This is a genomic window from Variovorax paradoxus B4, assembly GCF_000463015.1.
In the GTDB taxonomy this organism is placed as follows: Bacteria; Pseudomonadota; Gammaproteobacteria; order Burkholderiales; family Burkholderiaceae_C; genus Variovorax; species Variovorax paradoxus_E.
On the sequence record NC_022247.1, the window covers coordinates 2,037,990 to 2,052,686 of the forward strand.

Consider the following 14,697-nt stretch of genomic DNA (forward strand, 5'->3'; position numbering starts at 1 on the left):
TCGCGGGCTTTTGACAGCCGCGAACCGGCGGCTCTTAGAGCACGTCGCTCGCGAAGTCGGCCAACCTGGAGCGCTCGCCGCGCGCCAGCGTGATGTGGCCGCCGTGCGGCCAGCCCTTGAACTTGTCGACCGCGAAGGTGAGGCCCGAGGAGCCTTCCGTCAGGTACGGCGTATCGATCTGCGCGAGGTTGCCCATGCAGATGATCTTGGTGCCCGGGCCCGCACGGGTGATCAGCGTCTTCATCTGCTTGGGCGTCAGGTTCTGTGCCTCGTCGATGATCACGTACTTGTTCAGGAAGGTACGGCCGCGCATGAAGTTCATGCTCTTGACCTTGATGCGGCTTCGAATCAGCTCATTGGTGGCCGCGCGGCCCCATTCCCCGGCGCCGCCGCCGTCGCCCTTGGCCAGGAACTCGAGGTTGTCGTCGAGCGCACCCATCCACGGGCCCATCTTTTCTTCCTCGGTGCCCGGCAGGAAGCCGATGTCCTCGCCCACGCTCACCGTGGCGCGGGTCATGATGATCTCGGTGTAGCGCCGGTCGTCGAGCACCTGCGTGAGGCCCGAGGCGAGCGCCATCAGCGTCTTGCCGGTGCCGGCGGTGCCGGTCAGCGTGACGAAGTCGACTTCGGGGTCCATGAGCAGGTTCATCGCGAAGTTCTGCTCGCGGTTGCGCGTGTTCACGCCCCACACCGCGTTCTTGCCCGAGCTGTAGTCCTTGAGCGTCTTGAACACCGCGGTCTTGTCGCGGATCTCGGTGACGCGTGCGTACATGCTCGGTTCGCCCGGCGCTTCGAAATAGACGAACTGATTGATGTAGAGGTTGGGCACCAGCGGTCCGCTGACCCGGTAGAAGGTGTTGCTGCCGCTTTGCCAGCTTTCGACCGTCTTGCTCTGGCGCGTCCAGAAATCGGCCGGCAGCGCGAGCGAGCCCGCGTAGAGCAGGTCGCCGTCTTCGAGCGTCTTGTCGTTCTGATAGTCGTCGGCGGCCAGGCCGAGGGCGCGCGCCTTGACGCGCATGTTGATGTCTTTCGACACCAGCACCACTTCCTGCTTCGGACGGCCGGGCTGGTCGTTGGCATAGAGGTCGCGCAATGCATGGACCACGCCGAGGATCTGGTTGTCGGCCTTGCCCTGGGGCAGGCTGATCGGCAGCGAATAGTCGAGCGGTGCGGTCTGGAAGAACAGCTTGCCGCCGGCCTCGCGATGGCCCGTGGTGTCCAGCTTCAGGCCCTTGCCAATGTCGGCGTCCTGGGCTGCCGCCAGGGCGTCGAGCGTGCGGCTGGTCTGGCGGCCGTTGCGGGCGACTTCGGTGGTGCCCTTCTTGTGGCCGTCCAGCTCCTCGAGCACGATCATCGGCAGGAAGATGTCGTGTTCCTCGAAGCGGAACAGGCACATCGGGTCATGCAGCAGCACATTGGTGTCGAGCACGAACAGCTTGGCCGGGCCGTTGGACTTGCTGCGCTTGGGCCGCGCCGGCGCCTGCGACGCCGCCGCAATTTGCTGCGGTGCGGACACCTGGACGGCTGGCGGCGGCGCTTCGGATTCCTGGCGTGCCGTGGGTTGCTGCCGCTGGCCGCGGGAGGGGGCGGTTTTCGACCTGGCGCGCATCGGCGGCGCGGCCTCGGTGCCACCGCCTACCGCATCGGCGGCGTGGCGGTCGAACAATTCCAATGGCTGGGAGCCGTTCGATGACGCCGAATCGGTGCGCGATTCGCCCGAGCGGCGCGATCCCCTGTGCGAGGAGCGGGCGGGTGCATCGTGCGCATCCGGCGAGAGCAATGCGGCGCGTTTCGTGGGGGCGGGAGGCAATGGCATGTGTCAGATCGCTCGCAGGAAGTGGAAACCAGAAAACGAAAAAGCCGCCTGTAGACCAAGGCGGCTTTGTTCGGGGGATGCGGTCGTGGAGCTCAACGGCATGAGGCCATTATGCACACCGCCGGTGACGCGTCTTGCGCTCTTTGCAAAGTCCGTTGGGCATTCCCCACGGCGCGATGCAAAAGCGCACAGGCTGCGCTTCTCGTGACGGTCAGGCGGCCTTCTTGAGCGCCTTGACGGCCTTGAGCACGTCGTCGACATGGCCCGGAACCTTGAGGCCGCGCCATTCGGCCTTGAGGACGCCGTCCGCGCCGATCAGGAAGGTACTGCGCTCGATGCCCTTGACCTTCTTGCCGTACATGATCTTGTTCTTGACCACGCCGAACATGTGGCACATCTTTTCTTCGGTATCCGCGATGAGTTCGAACGGGAGTTCGAGCTTGGCCTTGAACTCGTCGTGCGACTTCATGTTGTCGCGGGACACGCCGAACACCGTGGCACCGGCCTTCTCGAAGTCCTTGTAACGGTCGCGAAACTGCATGGCTTCGGTCGTGCAACCCGGAGTGTTATCTTTCGGGTAAAAATACATGACCAGCACGTGGCCGAGATGAGAGGTATTCGAGACTTTCAGTCCGCCCGTGGCGTTGGCGTCGAATTCAGGAATGGGTTTGTTGACAACGATCGCCATGAAACTTGTTTTCTCCGTTGGTTTCCATTGATCGAGCGCTTTGGAGCACACTCGACGAATGGAGGATTGGTCGTTGCTAACTGGAGCAGCAGGCCTGTTCGCAACCCGGTATTTTACCCCGAAAACCCCTCCCTCAGTGCTCGGGCGGTTCCACGAGGAGGGCGGCTATGACGTGGCGGCCTTCGCCGGCCAGGATGTTGTAGGTACGGCAGGCTGCGGGGGTGTCCATGGTCTCCACGCCGGTGCGCTTTGACATCAGGGGCTGGAGCCAGGCAGGCTGCGGGAACCGGATGCGTGATCCGCTTCCAAAAATGACCAATTCCGCGCCAAGTGACGCAAGTTGAGCGAAATGCTCGGGCCCGAGCTGGTCGAAACGGGTGCAATTCCATTCGAAGCGCTCGCCGCGCGAGCCCACCACCACGCTGCCCTCGACCTTTTCGTTGTTGATGGCGACCCACCCGGGGCCGTGCGCGGTAAGGGACTGGGCGTCGGATTTGTCGGGCTGGAGCTTCATCGGGGCACTGGGAACTGTGGTCAAATTATAGGTTTTCCCAGTGACACGAGGCCCCCAAGGGCCTTTCGACCTCGAGTAGTAACCCGCGCCCGGGAGGGCCTTTTGAAGCAGTTCAAGAAATCGGCCAAGCTGGCCAACGTGCTCTACGACATCCGCGGCCCCATCATGGACGCCGCGAAGCAGATGGAAGAAGAGGGCCAGAAGATCATCAGGCTCAATATCGGCAACCTGGCCGTGTTCGGCTTCGATGCGCCGGAGGAAGTCCAGCAGGACATGATCCGCAACCTGCCGGCGTCGGCGGGCTATTCGGACAGCAAGGGCATCTTCGCGGCCCGCAAGGCCGTGATGCACGAGACCCAGAAGCAGGGCGTTGCAGGGGTCACGCTCGAGGACATCTACCTGGGCAACGGCGCGAGCGAACTGATCGCCATGGCCACCAACGCGTTGCTGAACGACGGCGACGAAATGCTGCTCCCGGCACCCGACTATCCCCTGTGGACGGCCGCCTCGAGCCTGTCCGGGGGCAAGCCGGTGCACTACGTCTGCGACGAAGCCAACGGCTGGATGCCCGACCTGGACGACATCCGCGCCAAGATCACGCCCCGCACCAAGGGCATCGTGGTCATCAATCCGAACAATCCGACCGGTGCGCTTTATTCCGACGAACTGCTCAAGAGCATCGTCGCCATTGCGCGCGAGCACCACCTGGTGATCTTCGCCGACGAGGTGTACGACAAGGTGCTGTACGACGGCGTCAGGCACACCGCGATCGCGAGCCTTTCGACCGACGTGCTCACGCTGACCTTCAATTCGCTGTCCAAGAGCTACCGCTCGTGCGGCTACCGCGCGGGCTGGATGGTGGTTTCGGGCGACAAGGCGCGGGCGCAGGACTACATCGAGGGCCTGAACATGCTCTCGAACATGCGCCTGTGCGCCAACGTGCCCGGACAGTGGGCCATCCAGACCGCACTTGGCGGCTACCAGAGCATCAACGACCTGGTCGGCGACGGCGGCCGCCTGCGGCGCCAGCGCGACCTGGCCTACGAGCTCATCACGGCCATTCCGGGTGTGAGCTGCGTCAAGCCGAGCGCCGCGCTCTACATGTTTCCCAAGCTCGATCCCAAGGTCTACCCCATCGAGGACGACCGGCAGTTCTTTCTCGAGCTGCTGAGGGAAACCAAGGTGATGCTGGTGCAGGGCACGGGCTTCAACTGGGCGACGCCGGACCACTTCCGCATCGTGTTCCTGCCCCACGAGGACGACTTGCGCGAAGCGATCAACCGCATCGCCAAGTTCCTGGAGCTGTACCGCCTGCGCAGCAAGACGGATTGATGGCGTGCCCGCTCGCCGCGCGGTTGGCCGCGGCGGCCGGCGGCCCCTTCCTTTCCACCCCATACGAACCATCCACGCGAATCTCCCAATGAAACCCATCCAAGTAGGCCTGCTCGGCGCAGGCACGGTCGGCAGCGGCACCTTCAAGGTGCTGCTGCGCAATCAGGAAGAAATCAAGCGACGTGCAGGCCGGGGCATCGAGATCACGATGGTGGCCGACCTCGACACCGCCCGCGCCCGCGAAGTGGCCGGTGAAGGCGTGAAGGTGGTCGCCGACGCGCGCGAAGTCATCGCCAACCCGGACATCGACATCGTGATCGAGCTCATCGGCGGCTACGGCATTGCGAAGCAGCTGGTGCTCGAGGCGATCGCGGCCGGCAAGCACGTGGTCACGGCCAACAAGGCGCTGCTCGCCGTGCATGGCACCGAGATCTTTGCCGCCGCGCATGCCAAGGGCGTGATGGTGGCCTTCGAAGCCGCGGTGGCCGGCGGCATCCCGATCATCAAGGCGCTGCGCGAGGGCCTCACGGCCAACAGCATCCAGTGGCTGGCCGGCATCATCAACGGCACCACCAACTTCATCCTCTCCGAGATGCGCGACAAGGGGCTCGATTTCGCCACCGTGCTCAAGGAGGCGCAGCGCCTGGGCTATGCCGAAGCCGATCCCACCTTCGACATCGAGGGCGTCGACGCGGGCCACAAGGTCACGCTGATGAGCGCGATCGCCTTCGGCATCCCGGTGCAGTTCGACAAGGCGCACATCGAAGGCATCACCAAGCTCGCGGCGCAGGACATCAAGTACGCCGAACAGCTCGGCTACCGCATCAAGCTGCTCGGCATCACCAAGCGCACCGCGCAAGGTATCGAACTGCGCGTGCATCCCTCGCTCGTGCCGTCGAAGCGGCTGCTTGCGAATGTCGAAGGCGCCATGAACGCCGTGGTCGTGCATGGCGACGCCGTCGGCACCACGCTGTACTACGGCAAGGGCGCGGGCAGCGAGCCGACCGCCAGCGCGGTGATCGCCGACCTCGTCGACATCACCCGCCTGCACACGGCCGACGCCGCGCACCGCGTGCCGCACCTGGCCTTCCATCCCGACGCCATGAGCGACCTGAAGGTGCTGCCGATGGCCGAGGTCGTCACCAGCTACTACCTGCGCCTGCGCGTGGCCGACCAGGCCGGCGTGCTCGCCAAGGTGACGGGCCTGCTGGCCACCGCCGGCATCAGCATCGACGCGGTGCTGCAGCGCGAAGCCGACGAAGTGGGCGGCGAGGGCTCCACCCAGACCGACCTGATCATCCTCACGCACGACGCGCGCGAAGGCACGGTGAACGACGTGCTTGCGGAACTGCAGGCACTGCCCACGGTGCTGCAGCCGATCGTGCGCATCCGCAAGGAAGAGCTGTCCTGAGGACGGCACAAGAGACCTACCGTGAACTACCTGAGCACCCGCGGGCACCCCGACCGCAAGCGTTTCTGCGAAATCCTGCTGGAAGGCCTCGCGCCCGATGGCGGGCTGTACCTGCCCGAGCACTATCCGCAAGTCGACACCGCCACACTCGCCAAATGGCGCGGCCTGCCGTATGCGGAACTGGCGTTCGAGATCCTCTCGCTCTACATCGACGACATTGCGCCGGCCGACCTGAAGGCGATCTGCGCCAAGACCTACACGCCCGAGGTGTTCGGCACCGACGAGATCGTGCCGCTGCGCGAGCTCGAGGACGGCGTGTACCTCGAGGCCCTGTCCAACGGCCCCACGCTGGCCTTCAAGGACATGGCGATGCAGCTCCTGGGCAACCTGTTCGAGTACGAACTGGGCCGCCGCGGCGCCGAGCTCAACATCCTGGGCGCCACCAGCGGCGACACCGGCAGCGCGGCCGAGTACGCCATGCGCGGCAAGAAGGGCGTGCGCGTCTTCATGACCTCGCCCGACGGGCGCATGAGCCCCTTCCAGCAGGCGCAGATGTTCAGCCTGCAGGACGAGAACATCCACAACATCGCCATCGCCGGCGTGTTCGACGACTGCCAGGACATCGTCAAGGCGGTGTCGAACGACCTGGGCTTCAAGCGCAAGTACCGCATCGGCACGGTCAACTCGATCAACTGGGCGCGGCTGCTCGCGCAGGTGGTCTACTACTTCGCCGGCTACTTCCAGGCCACGGCGAGCAACGACAAGCCCGTGAGCTTCACCGTGCCCTCGGGCAACTTCGGCAACGTCTGCGCGGGCCATGTGGCACGCATGATGGGCCTGCCCATCCAGACGCTCGTGGTCGCCACCAACGAGAACGACGTGCTCGACGAATTCTTCCGCACCGGCATCTATCGCGTGCGCGCGGCGGCCGATACGCACGAAACCTCGAGCCCGTCGATGGACATCAGCAAGGCCAGCAATTTCGAGCGCTTCGTGTTCGACCTGGTGGGACGCGACGCCGGCAAGCTGCGCTCGCTGTTCGTGGACGATCTGGGCCGCCAGGGCCGTTTCGACCTGAGCGGCGACCCCGCGTTCAGGCAGGCCGCGGAACGCTTCGGCTTCAAGAGCAGCCGCAGCACGCATGCCGACCGCCTCGCCACCATCCGCGACACCGACAAGCGCTTTGCCACGCTGGTCGATCCGCACACGGCCGACGGCCTCAAGGCCGCGCGCGAGCACCTGGCGCCCGGCGTGCCGATGGTGGTGCTCGAGACCGCGCTGCCGATCAAATTCGCGGCCACGCTGGTGGAAGCTCTCGGGCACGAGCCTGCGCGGCCGGCCAGGTTCGAAGGCATCGAAGCGCTGCCCAAGCGGGTGGTGAAGCTCCCGGCCGATGCCGAGGCCGTGAAGGCATACATCGCGCAGAACTGTGATTGACCCTTGCCGCACGCCGCGCACGGCAGCGGCTGCCCCGCACATGCATTCGGCGGCCGCGTAGGCGGCAGCCACAGGAACTCGACATGAAGGTGATCGGCTTTTCCGGGTATTCGGGTTCGGGCAAGACCACGCTGGTCGAGCGCCTGATTCCCGTGCTCAAGCTCCATGGCCAGCGCGTGTCGGTGGTCAAGCATGCGCACCACAAGTTCGACATCGACCATCCCGGCAAGGACACCTACCGTCATCGCGAGGCGGGAGCCTTCGAGGTGGTCGTGGCGTCGGACAAGCGGCTCGCGCTGATCCGCGAGTTCGAGCAGCCCGCGCAGCTGTCGGTGCACGACCTGATTGCCGAGCTTCATGACGGCGTCGACTGGGTGCTGGTCGAGGGCTTCAAGCACAGCGACCTGCTCAAGATCGAGGTCTGGCGCGCACCCGAGGCCGGCAAGCCGGCGCGGCCCTCGCAGTACATCGAGGACGCCTTCGTGACCGCCATTGCCACCGATGCGCCCGCGAGCTTGCCGGCACCCACCAGTCTGCCCCTGTTCGACCTCGACGACATCGAGGGCATCGCGCAATGGTTGATCGACAGCGCAAGCCGCTTCGAATACAACCCCGAACACCATGGCTGATTCCGTGACCCCCTCGCGCCCGCCGCTGATGGCGCTCGACGAAGCCCTTGCGAGCCTGCTCGGGAAAGCGCTCCCGAAGCTGCCCGCCGAAAGCGTCGCCACCTTCGATGCGGACGGCCGCGTGCTCGCGCAGGACCTCGTCTCCGCGCTCACCGTGCCACCCCGCGACAACAGCTCGATGGACGGCTATGCGGTGCGCGTGGCCGACTGCACTGCGCCTGGCGCGTTGCTCCAGGTGGCGCAGCGCATTCCCGCCGGCACGGTGGGCACGCCGCTGGCCGCCGGCACTGCAGCGCGCATCTTCACCGGCGCCCAGATCCCCGGAGGTGCCGATGCCATCGTGATGCAGGAAGACACCCAGCCCGTGCCGCAAGAGGGCGGACTTGGCGCGGTGCGCATCGAGATCGCTCCCGCTGCCGGCCAATGGATTCGCCGCGCCGGAGAAGACGTGGCCGCCGGCGACGTGGTGCTGCGCAAGGGCGAGCGCCTGACGCCCGCCGCGCTCGGGCTCGCCGCCAGCGTGGGTTTCGACCGGCTCCAGGTGGCCCGGCGGCCCCGCGTCGCACTGCTGTCCACCGGCGACGAACTGGTGATGCCCGGCGAAGTCGCGCCAGAGGCCATGAAGCCGGGCGCGATCTACAACTCCAACCGTTTCTTCATGCGCGCCTTGCTGCACCGGCTCGGCTGCGAGGTGAACGACCTGGGCATCGTGCCCGACAAGCGCGAAGCCACCATCGAGGCGCTGCGCGGCGCGGCGGAGAGCAGCGACCTGATCATCACCACCGGCGGCGTATCCGTGGGCGAGGAAGACCACATCAAGGCCGCGGTGCAGGCGCTCGGCGAACTGCAGTTGTGGTCGCTCTCGATGAAGCCGGGCAAGCCCTTTGCCTACGGTTCGATTCCCAGGGCCGGGGGCAGCGCGCAAGGCCGCTGCCACATCACGGGGCTGCCCGGCAACCCCGTGTCCAGCTTCCTGACCTTTCTGCTGCTCGTGCGCCCGTTCCTGCTGACGCTGCAGGGCGCCAGCCGCGTGGCACCGGAGCCCGTGCAGATGCGCGCCGACTTCGACTGGCCGCGCGCCGACCGCCGCCGCGAGTTCCTGCGCGCCCGGCGCAACGCCGCGGGCGGGCTCGACCTGTTCGCCAACCAGAGCTCGGGGGTGCTGACGTCGATGGTCTGGGGCGACGGCGTCGTCGACAACCCGCCCGGCCAGACCATCCAGACCGGCGACACGGTGAATTTCATCCCCTTGGCCTCGCTGCTGGCCTGACTGACGTTGCCCATGAAGGTCCAGATCCGTTACTTCGCCTCCGTGCGCGAGGCGCTCGCCACCAGCGGCGAAACCGTCGACACCGGTGCCGGCACGCTGGCCGCCCTGCGCGACGAACTCATCGCACGCGGCGGCGCGTATGCCGCGGCGCTTGCGCGCGGCAAGGCCGTGCGCATGGCGCTCGACCAGGCCATGAGCGACGAGGCGGCCGCACTGCGCGAAGGCTGCGAGGTCGCCTTCTTCCCGCCCGTTACGGGCGGCTGAGCCGGGCGTCCAGCGCCACCAGGCGCTCGCGCAAGGCATCGGACGCGCGGGTCATCGGCGAGCGCAGCTCGTCGCGCATCGATCCGCCGTTCGCCAGCAGCGCCTTGAGCGGCCCCGGGTTCGGTTCGGCAAACAGCATCTCGATCAGCGGCTGCAGCGGCTGCCATTCGGCGCGCGCTTCTGCCAGCCGGTTCTCGGCCAGGAGGCGCAGCACCTGCACGAAGTGCCGGGTCTGCACGTGCCCGCTCGCCGCGATGGCGCCCACGCCGCCTTCGGCCACCGTGCCGAAGATCTGGTGGTCCTCGCCCGACAGCACCTGAAGCCTGCCATCGGCAATCACGGCGCGCGTCTTGGCCATGTCGCCGCCGCAGTCCTTGATGCCGCGGATGCGCGGGTGTTCGGCCAGCGCCAGCAGCGTTTCGCGCGTGAGGGTCGCGCCGGTGCGGTAGGGAATGTCGTAGACCAGCACCGGTGCCGCGCTGGCGTCGGCAATGGCGCGGAACCATTCGAGCAAACCGGCCTGCGAAGGCCGGATGTAGTGCGGCGCGGGCACCAGCAGCCCCGCCAGCGGCCATTCGGCGAGCCGGCGCACCCAGGCCGTCGTCTTGCCCAGGTGGTAGCCCGAGAGGCCCATGACGATCGGCAGCCCGGCCGCAGCGGCTTGCACCGTATCGAGCGCGGCGAGCTGTTCCGTTTCATCGAGTGCGGCGGCCTCGCCGGTCGAGCCGCAGACCACGAAGCCGGCCACGCCGTCGCCGGCGAGCCGGCGGGTCAGCGCCGAGAGTGCGGCATGGTCGACCGCGCCGCCCTGAAACGGCGTGACAAGGGGAATCCAGAGGCCCGAGAAGTCAGGGCTGGAAGAGGAGGGGATGGATGGTTGCGGCACGCAGGCTTCCTTGCGGGAATCGACCGATGGAAAAGAACCGTCGTCCGATGCGCGCGCAACCCATTGGTGGCCAAGGCCTTGGCAGGTTCCGTCGCTCATCCGACGACGGAACCGCAGCTCCGGTCAGACGAGCTTTGGTTTTTTGGCTTTGCTGCCCTGGCGCGCGCGGGTGCTCTCGGCGTGCGAAGGCACGGTGAAGAGCATGGCGAGGCGGGGCATTGCCGAAGTCTAGCGCGATGCCACAATCCCGGCATGAGTGGTGCACGCGTTTCGATCCAGACAGCCGATTTCGACCTGGGACAGGAGGTCGCCGCGTTGCGCGCCGGCGACAAACGCGTGGGCGCGGTCTGCAGCTTCGTCGGCACGGTGAGGGATCGCAACGACGGCAGCACCATCGCCTCGATGGAGCTCGAGCACTACCCCGGCATGACCGAAAAGGCCATCGAGGCCATGATCGACGAGGCGCACCGGCGCTTCGACATCCTGGGCGCACGGGTGATCCACCGCGTGGGCCTGTTGCAGCCGCTCGACCAGATCATGATGGTGGCGGTGGTCTCGGCCCACCGCGGCCAGAGCTTCGAGGCCTGCGAGTTCCTGATGGACTACCTGAAGACCCAGGCACCGTTCTGGAAAAAGGAACAGACGCCCGAAGGCGCCCGTTGGGTCGATGCGCGCGTCAGCGACGACGCCGCACTGGCGCGCTGGGGCATCACCGCCCCGAACGCTTAAAGAGGCTTGAAGCCGCTCGACTGGATGATCCGTTCCCAGGTCTGCGTGTAGCTGCGCACGCGGCCTGCGAACTGCCCCTGCGGCTCGTAGCCGACCGTCAATCCCATGGTCGTGAGCTTCTGCTTCACGTCGGGCATGGCCAGCACCTTCTGCAGTGCCTCGCCGTATTTGTCGATGATCGGCTGCGGCGTGCCGACGGGCGCGAAGATGCCGTAGTAGGGCAGGTCTTCCAGGTTCGAGAAGCCCAGCTCGGTGAAGGTGGGCACGTTCGGCAGCACGGCCTGGCGCTTGGCGCCGATGGAAGCGACGATGCGCACCTTGCCGGCCTTGTGGTTCTCGATGAAGTCGGGCACCGAGGCGATGCCGGCCGTGATCTGGTTGCCCAGCATGTCTGCCGTCATCGGCGCGCTGCCGCGGTAGGGCGCGGGCTGCACGTCGATCTTGTACTTTTCCGAGATCATCTTCACCAGGAACTCAGGGATAGAGGCCGGCGCCGGAATGCCGATGGTTTCCTTGCCGCCGCGCTGGGTGCGAACCCACTTGACGTACTCGTCGATGCTCTTGGCCGGCGTGCCGCCCGAGACCGCCAGCACGTTGGCAAAGGTGGCGAATCCGGCCACGGGCACGAAGTCGGTCGCGGGGTTGAAGCCCGGGTTCTTCACCACCTGCGGCAGGATGGAGATCGAATGGTCGTGGGAGAGGAACAGCGTATGGCCGTCGGCCGGGGCCGCCTTGAGCGCCTGCGCCGCGATCTGTCCGCCGGCGCCGGCGCGGTTTTCCACCACCACCGGCACGCCCAGCACGTCCTTGAGCTTTTCGCCGAGTGTGCGTGCAATGGCGTCCGTGCCGGCACCGGCCGGAAAACCGACCAGCAGGCGGATGGGCGTGCCTTGCGCCTGCGCAAGGCCCGTCAGGCCCATGGCCGCTAAAAAGAGACCGACGCCGAGCGCCCGGCGAACCGGATGGGCGCGCTGCATTGAAAAAACCATGATCGACTCCATTCGAAAAATGAGCAGGCACAGTGCAATAGCCGTGCCCGAAGCGCCGGACACCTTGAATCGCGCCCGAACAGTCCTATTTTGAGTGCAGGAATACCACCATGCGACAAGACAAACTCACCACCAAGTTCCAGGAAGCACTGAGCGATGCCCAGACGCTCGCGCTCGGCAACGACAACGCCTACATCGAACCAGCCCACCTGCTGGCCGCAATGCTGCGCCAGGAGGACGGCCCGCGCGCCCTGCTGGAGCGCGCCGGCGTCAACGTGCAGGGCCTTGCGAAGGCGGCCGAAGCGGCCATCAAGAAGCTGCCGCAGGTCCAGGGGCACGACATCGTCCAGGTCGGCCCCGAACTCGGCAAGCTGCTGCAGGCCACCGAGAAGGAAGCCATCAAGCGCAACGACCAGTTCATTGCGGGCGAGCTCTTCCTGCTGGCCGTGGCTGACAGCAAGTCGGACATCGGCAGGATCGCCAAGGAAAACGGCCTCGGCCGCAAGTCGCTCGAAGCCGCCATCGACGCCGTGCGTGGCGGGCAGGGCGTGAACAGCGCCGACGCCGAAGGCCAGCGCGAAGCCCTCAAGAAATACTGCATCGACCTCACCGAGCGTGCGCGCCTGGGCAAGCTCGACCCCGTGATCGGCCGCGATGAGGAAATCCGCCGCGCCATCCAGGTTCTGCAGCGCCGCACCAAGAACAACCCCGTGCTCATCGGTGAACCCGGCGTGGGCAAGACCGCCATCGTCGAAGGCCTGGCGCAGCGCATCGTCGCGGGCGAAGTGCCCGACTCGCTCAAGGGCAAGCGCGTGCTGTCGCTCGACATGGCCGCGCTGCTGGCGGGCGCCAAGTACCGTGGCGAGTTCGAAGAGCGCCTGAAGACCGTGCTCAACGAACTGGCCAAGGACGAAGGCCAGACCATCGTCTTCATCGACGAACTGCACACCATGGTGGGCGCCGGCAAGGCCGAGGGCGCAATGGACGCGGGCAACATGCTCAAGCCCGCGCTCGCGCGCGGCGAGCTGCATTGCGTGGGCGCGACCACGCTCGACGAATACCGCAAGTACATCGAGAAGGACGCCGCGCTGGAGCGCCGCTTCCAGAAGATCCTCGTGGGCGAGCCGAGCGTGGAAGCCACCATCGCCATCCTCCGCGGCCTGCAGGAGAAATACGAAGTGCACCATGGCGTGCAGATCACCGACCCGGCCATCGTGGCCGCGGCCGAGTTGAGCGACCGCTACATCACCGACCGCTTCCTGCCCGACAAGGCCATCGACCTGATCGACGAGGCCGCGGCCAAGATCAAGATCGAGATGGACTCCAAGCCCGAGGTCATGGACCGGCTCGACCGCCGCCTGATCCAGCTGCAGATCGAGCGCGAAGCCGTGCGCCGCGAAAAGGACGAAGCCTCGCAGAAGCGCTTCGGCCTGATCGAGGACGAGATCGGGCGCCTGCAGAAGGAGATTGCCGACTACGACGAGATCTGGCAGGCCGAAAAAGCGCAGGCGCAAGGCAGCGCGAAGATCCGCGAGGACATCGACAAGATCAAGTTCGAGATCGAGGAGTGGAAGCGCAAGGGCGACTTCAACAAGCTTGCAGAGCTCCAGTACGGCCAGTTGCCTGCGCTCGAGAAACGCCTGAAGGAAGCCGAGGCGAACGAGGCGACCAAGGGCAAGTCCAGCGCGCCCACGCTGCTGCGCACGCAAGTGGGATCGGAAGAAATCGCCGAGGTCGTGGCGCGCGCCACCGGCATTCCGGTGGCCAAGCTGATGCAGGGCGAGCGCGACAAGCTGCTGGTCATGGAAGACAAGCTGCACGAACGCGTGGTGGGGCAGGACGAGGCCATCGGTGCCGTTGCCAACGCGATCCGCCGCTCGCGCTCGGGTCTCTCCGACCCGAACCGCCCGACCGGTTCGTTCCTGTTCCTGGGCCCCACGGGCGTGGGCAAGACCGAGCTGTGCAAGGCACTCGCGGGCTTCCTGTTCGACAGCGAAGACCACCTGATCCGCATCGACATGAGCGAATTCATGGAGAAGCACTCGGTGGCCCGCCTGATCGGCGCGCCGCCGGGCTACGTGGGCTACGAGGAGGGCGGCTACCTGACGGAAGCCGTGCGCCGCAAGCCCTACAGCGTGGTGCTGCTCGACGAGGTCGAGAAGGCGCATCCGGACGTGTTCAACGTGCTGCTGCAGGTGCTCGACGACGGCCGCCTGACCGACGGCCAGGGCCGCACCGTGGACTTCAAGAACTCCGTGATCGTGATGACGAGCAACATCGGCTCGCCGATCATCCAGGCCATGGTGGGCCAGCCTTCCGAGGAAATCAAGGAAGCGGTGTGGGGCGAGCTGAAGAACTACTTCCGCCCCGAGTTCCTGAACCGCATCGACGAGACGGTCGTGTTCCATGCGCTGGACGCGAAGAACATCGAATCGATTGCCGCGATCCAGCTCAAGGTGCTGAAGGCGCGGCTCGCGAAGATGGACCTGGGGCTCGAGGTGTCGCCCGCAGCGCTGGCCGAGATTGCCAAGGTCGGCTTCGACCCGGTGTTCGGCGCACGTCCGCTGAAGCGCGCCATCCAGCAGCGCATCGAGAACCCGCTCTCGAAGCTGCTGCTCGACGGCAGCTTCGGGCCGAAGGACACGATCGAGGTGAACACCGACCCGATCCGGACACCTGGCCAGTTCTCGTTCACCAAGGCCGGGGAACCATCGGAGGCCATTGCAGCCTAA

Annotated in this window: 13 protein-coding genes; 8 read left to right on the forward strand and 5 right to left on the reverse strand. The window is 66.2% G+C overall.

All coding sequences use genetic code 11. The features are described 5' to 3' along the window. Nucleotides 1–34: 34 nt before the first annotated feature. The 3 genes from VAPA_RS09435 to VAPA_RS09445 all read right to left on the reverse strand — a co-directional run bounded on the left by VAPA_RS09435 (nucleotide 35) and on the right by VAPA_RS09445 (nucleotide 3,018). Entirely contained in the window at nucleotides 35–1,816 is a 1,782-nt protein-coding gene (locus VAPA_RS09435) for a PhoH family protein (protein ID WP_021006536.1), read from the reverse strand. 211 nt (nucleotides 1,817–2,027) lie between these two features. Beyond that, on the reverse strand, nucleotides 2,028–2,504 hold the full coding sequence (locus tag VAPA_RS09440; protein WP_021006537.1) for a peroxiredoxin: 477 nt from the start codon (nucleotides 2,502–2,504) through the stop codon (nucleotides 2,028–2,030). 133 nt (nucleotides 2,505–2,637) lie between these two features. Next, nucleotides 2,638–3,018: an Mth938-like domain-containing protein gene (locus VAPA_RS09445; protein ID WP_021006538.1), complete on the reverse strand. Its 381-nt coding sequence runs from the start codon at nucleotides 3,016–3,018 to the stop codon at nucleotides 2,638–2,640. A gap of 102 nt (nucleotides 3,019–3,120) precedes the next feature. Between VAPA_RS09445 and VAPA_RS09450 the strand changes: the two genes are divergently transcribed. The 6 genes from VAPA_RS09450 (at nucleotide 3,121) to moaD (ending at nucleotide 9,361) form a co-directional block, all read left to right on the forward strand. After that, nucleotides 3,121–4,350 (forward strand): pyridoxal phosphate-dependent aminotransferase, encoded by a 1,230-nt coding sequence (locus VAPA_RS09450; RefSeq protein WP_021006539.1) that lies wholly within the window; start codon nucleotides 3,121–3,123, stop codon nucleotides 4,348–4,350. An 88-nt stretch (nucleotides 4,351–4,438) separates the two neighbouring features. Further along, on the forward strand, nucleotides 4,439–5,761 hold the full coding sequence (locus VAPA_RS09455; protein ID WP_021006540.1) for a homoserine dehydrogenase: 1,323 nt from the start codon (nucleotides 4,439–4,441) through the stop codon (nucleotides 5,759–5,761). A 21-nt stretch (nucleotides 5,762–5,782) separates the two neighbouring features. Next, on the forward strand, nucleotides 5,783–7,198 hold the full coding sequence (thrC, locus tag VAPA_RS09460; RefSeq protein ID WP_021006541.1) for a threonine synthase: 1,416 nt from the start codon (nucleotides 5,783–5,785) through the stop codon (nucleotides 7,196–7,198). 83 nt (nucleotides 7,199–7,281) lie between these two features. Then, on the forward strand, nucleotides 7,282–7,827 hold the full coding sequence (mobB, locus tag VAPA_RS09465) for a molybdopterin-guanine dinucleotide biosynthesis protein B (protein WP_021006542.1): 546 nt from the start codon (nucleotides 7,282–7,284) through the stop codon (nucleotides 7,825–7,827). Next, on the forward strand, nucleotides 7,820–9,097 hold the full coding sequence (locus tag VAPA_RS09470) for a molybdopterin molybdotransferase MoeA (RefSeq protein ID WP_041946061.1): 1,278 nt from the start codon (nucleotides 7,820–7,822) through the stop codon (nucleotides 9,095–9,097). Before mobB ends, VAPA_RS09470 begins: the two co-directional genes overlap by 8 nt. A 12-nt stretch (nucleotides 9,098–9,109) precedes the next feature. Next, a complete protein-coding gene (moaD, locus tag VAPA_RS09475) occupies nucleotides 9,110–9,361 on the forward strand; it encodes a molybdopterin converting factor subunit 1 (protein ID WP_021006544.1) in 252 nt (83 codons plus the stop codon). Here the strand turns inward: moaD and dapA are convergent. Further along, complete coding sequence (gene dapA, locus VAPA_RS09480; protein WP_021006545.1) at nucleotides 9,348–10,346, reverse strand: 4-hydroxy-tetrahydrodipicolinate synthase; 999 nt, start codon at nucleotides 10,344–10,346, stop codon at nucleotides 9,348–9,350. The two genes, moaD and dapA, sit on opposite strands and share 14 nt — an antisense overlap. A 153-nt stretch (nucleotides 10,347–10,499) precedes the next feature. Between dapA and VAPA_RS09485 the strand changes: the two genes are divergently transcribed. Continuing rightward, nucleotides 10,500–10,976 carry a molybdenum cofactor biosynthesis protein MoaE gene (locus VAPA_RS09485; protein WP_021006546.1) on the forward strand — a complete coding sequence of 159 codons (477 nt, stop codon included), beginning with the start codon at nucleotides 10,500–10,502 and terminating at the stop codon, nucleotides 10,974–10,976. Here VAPA_RS09485 and VAPA_RS09490 read toward each other — a convergent pair. Then, nucleotides 10,973–11,965: a Bug family tripartite tricarboxylate transporter substrate binding protein gene (locus VAPA_RS09490; RefSeq protein WP_021006547.1), complete on the reverse strand. Its 993-nt coding sequence runs from the start codon at nucleotides 11,963–11,965 to the stop codon at nucleotides 10,973–10,975. The two genes, VAPA_RS09485 and VAPA_RS09490, sit on opposite strands and share 4 nt — an antisense overlap. Before the next feature lie 110 nt (nucleotides 11,966–12,075). Between VAPA_RS09490 and clpB the strand changes: the two genes are divergently transcribed. Next, nucleotides 12,076–14,697: an ATP-dependent chaperone ClpB gene (gene clpB, locus VAPA_RS09495; protein ID WP_021006548.1), complete on the forward strand. Its 2,622-nt coding sequence runs from the start codon at nucleotides 12,076–12,078 to the stop codon at nucleotides 14,695–14,697.

Excerpts from the sequence above, each read along its gene's own strand:
- VAPA_RS09435 (WP_021006536.1), bottom strand. The coding sequence starts at position 1,816 with ATGCCATTGCCTCCCGCCCCCACGAAACGCGCCGCATTGCTCTCGCCG.
- VAPA_RS09440 (WP_021006537.1), bottom strand. The coding sequence starts at position 2,504 with ATGGCGATCGTTGTCAACAAACCCATTCCTGAATTCGACGCCAACGCC.
- VAPA_RS09445 (WP_021006538.1), bottom strand. The coding sequence starts at position 3,018 with ATGAAGCTCCAGCCCGACAAATCCGACGCCCAGTCCCTTACCGCGCAC.
- VAPA_RS09455 (WP_021006540.1), top strand. The coding sequence starts at position 4,439 with ATGAAACCCATCCAAGTAGGCCTGCTCGGCGCAGGCACGGTCGGCAGC.
- mobB (WP_021006542.1), top strand. The coding sequence starts at position 7,282 with ATGAAGGTGATCGGCTTTTCCGGGTATTCGGGTTCGGGCAAGACCACG.
- VAPA_RS09470 (WP_041946061.1), top strand. The coding sequence starts at position 7,820 with ATGGCTGATTCCGTGACCCCCTCGCGCCCGCCGCTGATGGCGCTCGAC.
- moaD (WP_021006544.1), top strand. The coding sequence starts at position 9,110 with ATGAAGGTCCAGATCCGTTACTTCGCCTCCGTGCGCGAGGCGCTCGCC.
- dapA (WP_021006545.1), bottom strand. The coding sequence starts at position 10,346 with ATGAGCGACGGAACCTGCCAAGGCCTTGGCCACCAATGGGTTGCGCGC.
- VAPA_RS09485 (WP_021006546.1), top strand. The coding sequence starts at position 10,500 with ATGAGTGGTGCACGCGTTTCGATCCAGACAGCCGATTTCGACCTGGGA.
- VAPA_RS09490 (WP_021006547.1), bottom strand. The coding sequence starts at position 11,965 with ATGGTTTTTTCAATGCAGCGCGCCCATCCGGTTCGCCGGGCGCTCGGC.
- clpB (WP_021006548.1), top strand. The coding sequence starts at position 12,076 with ATGCGACAAGACAAACTCACCACCAAGTTCCAGGAAGCACTGAGCGAT.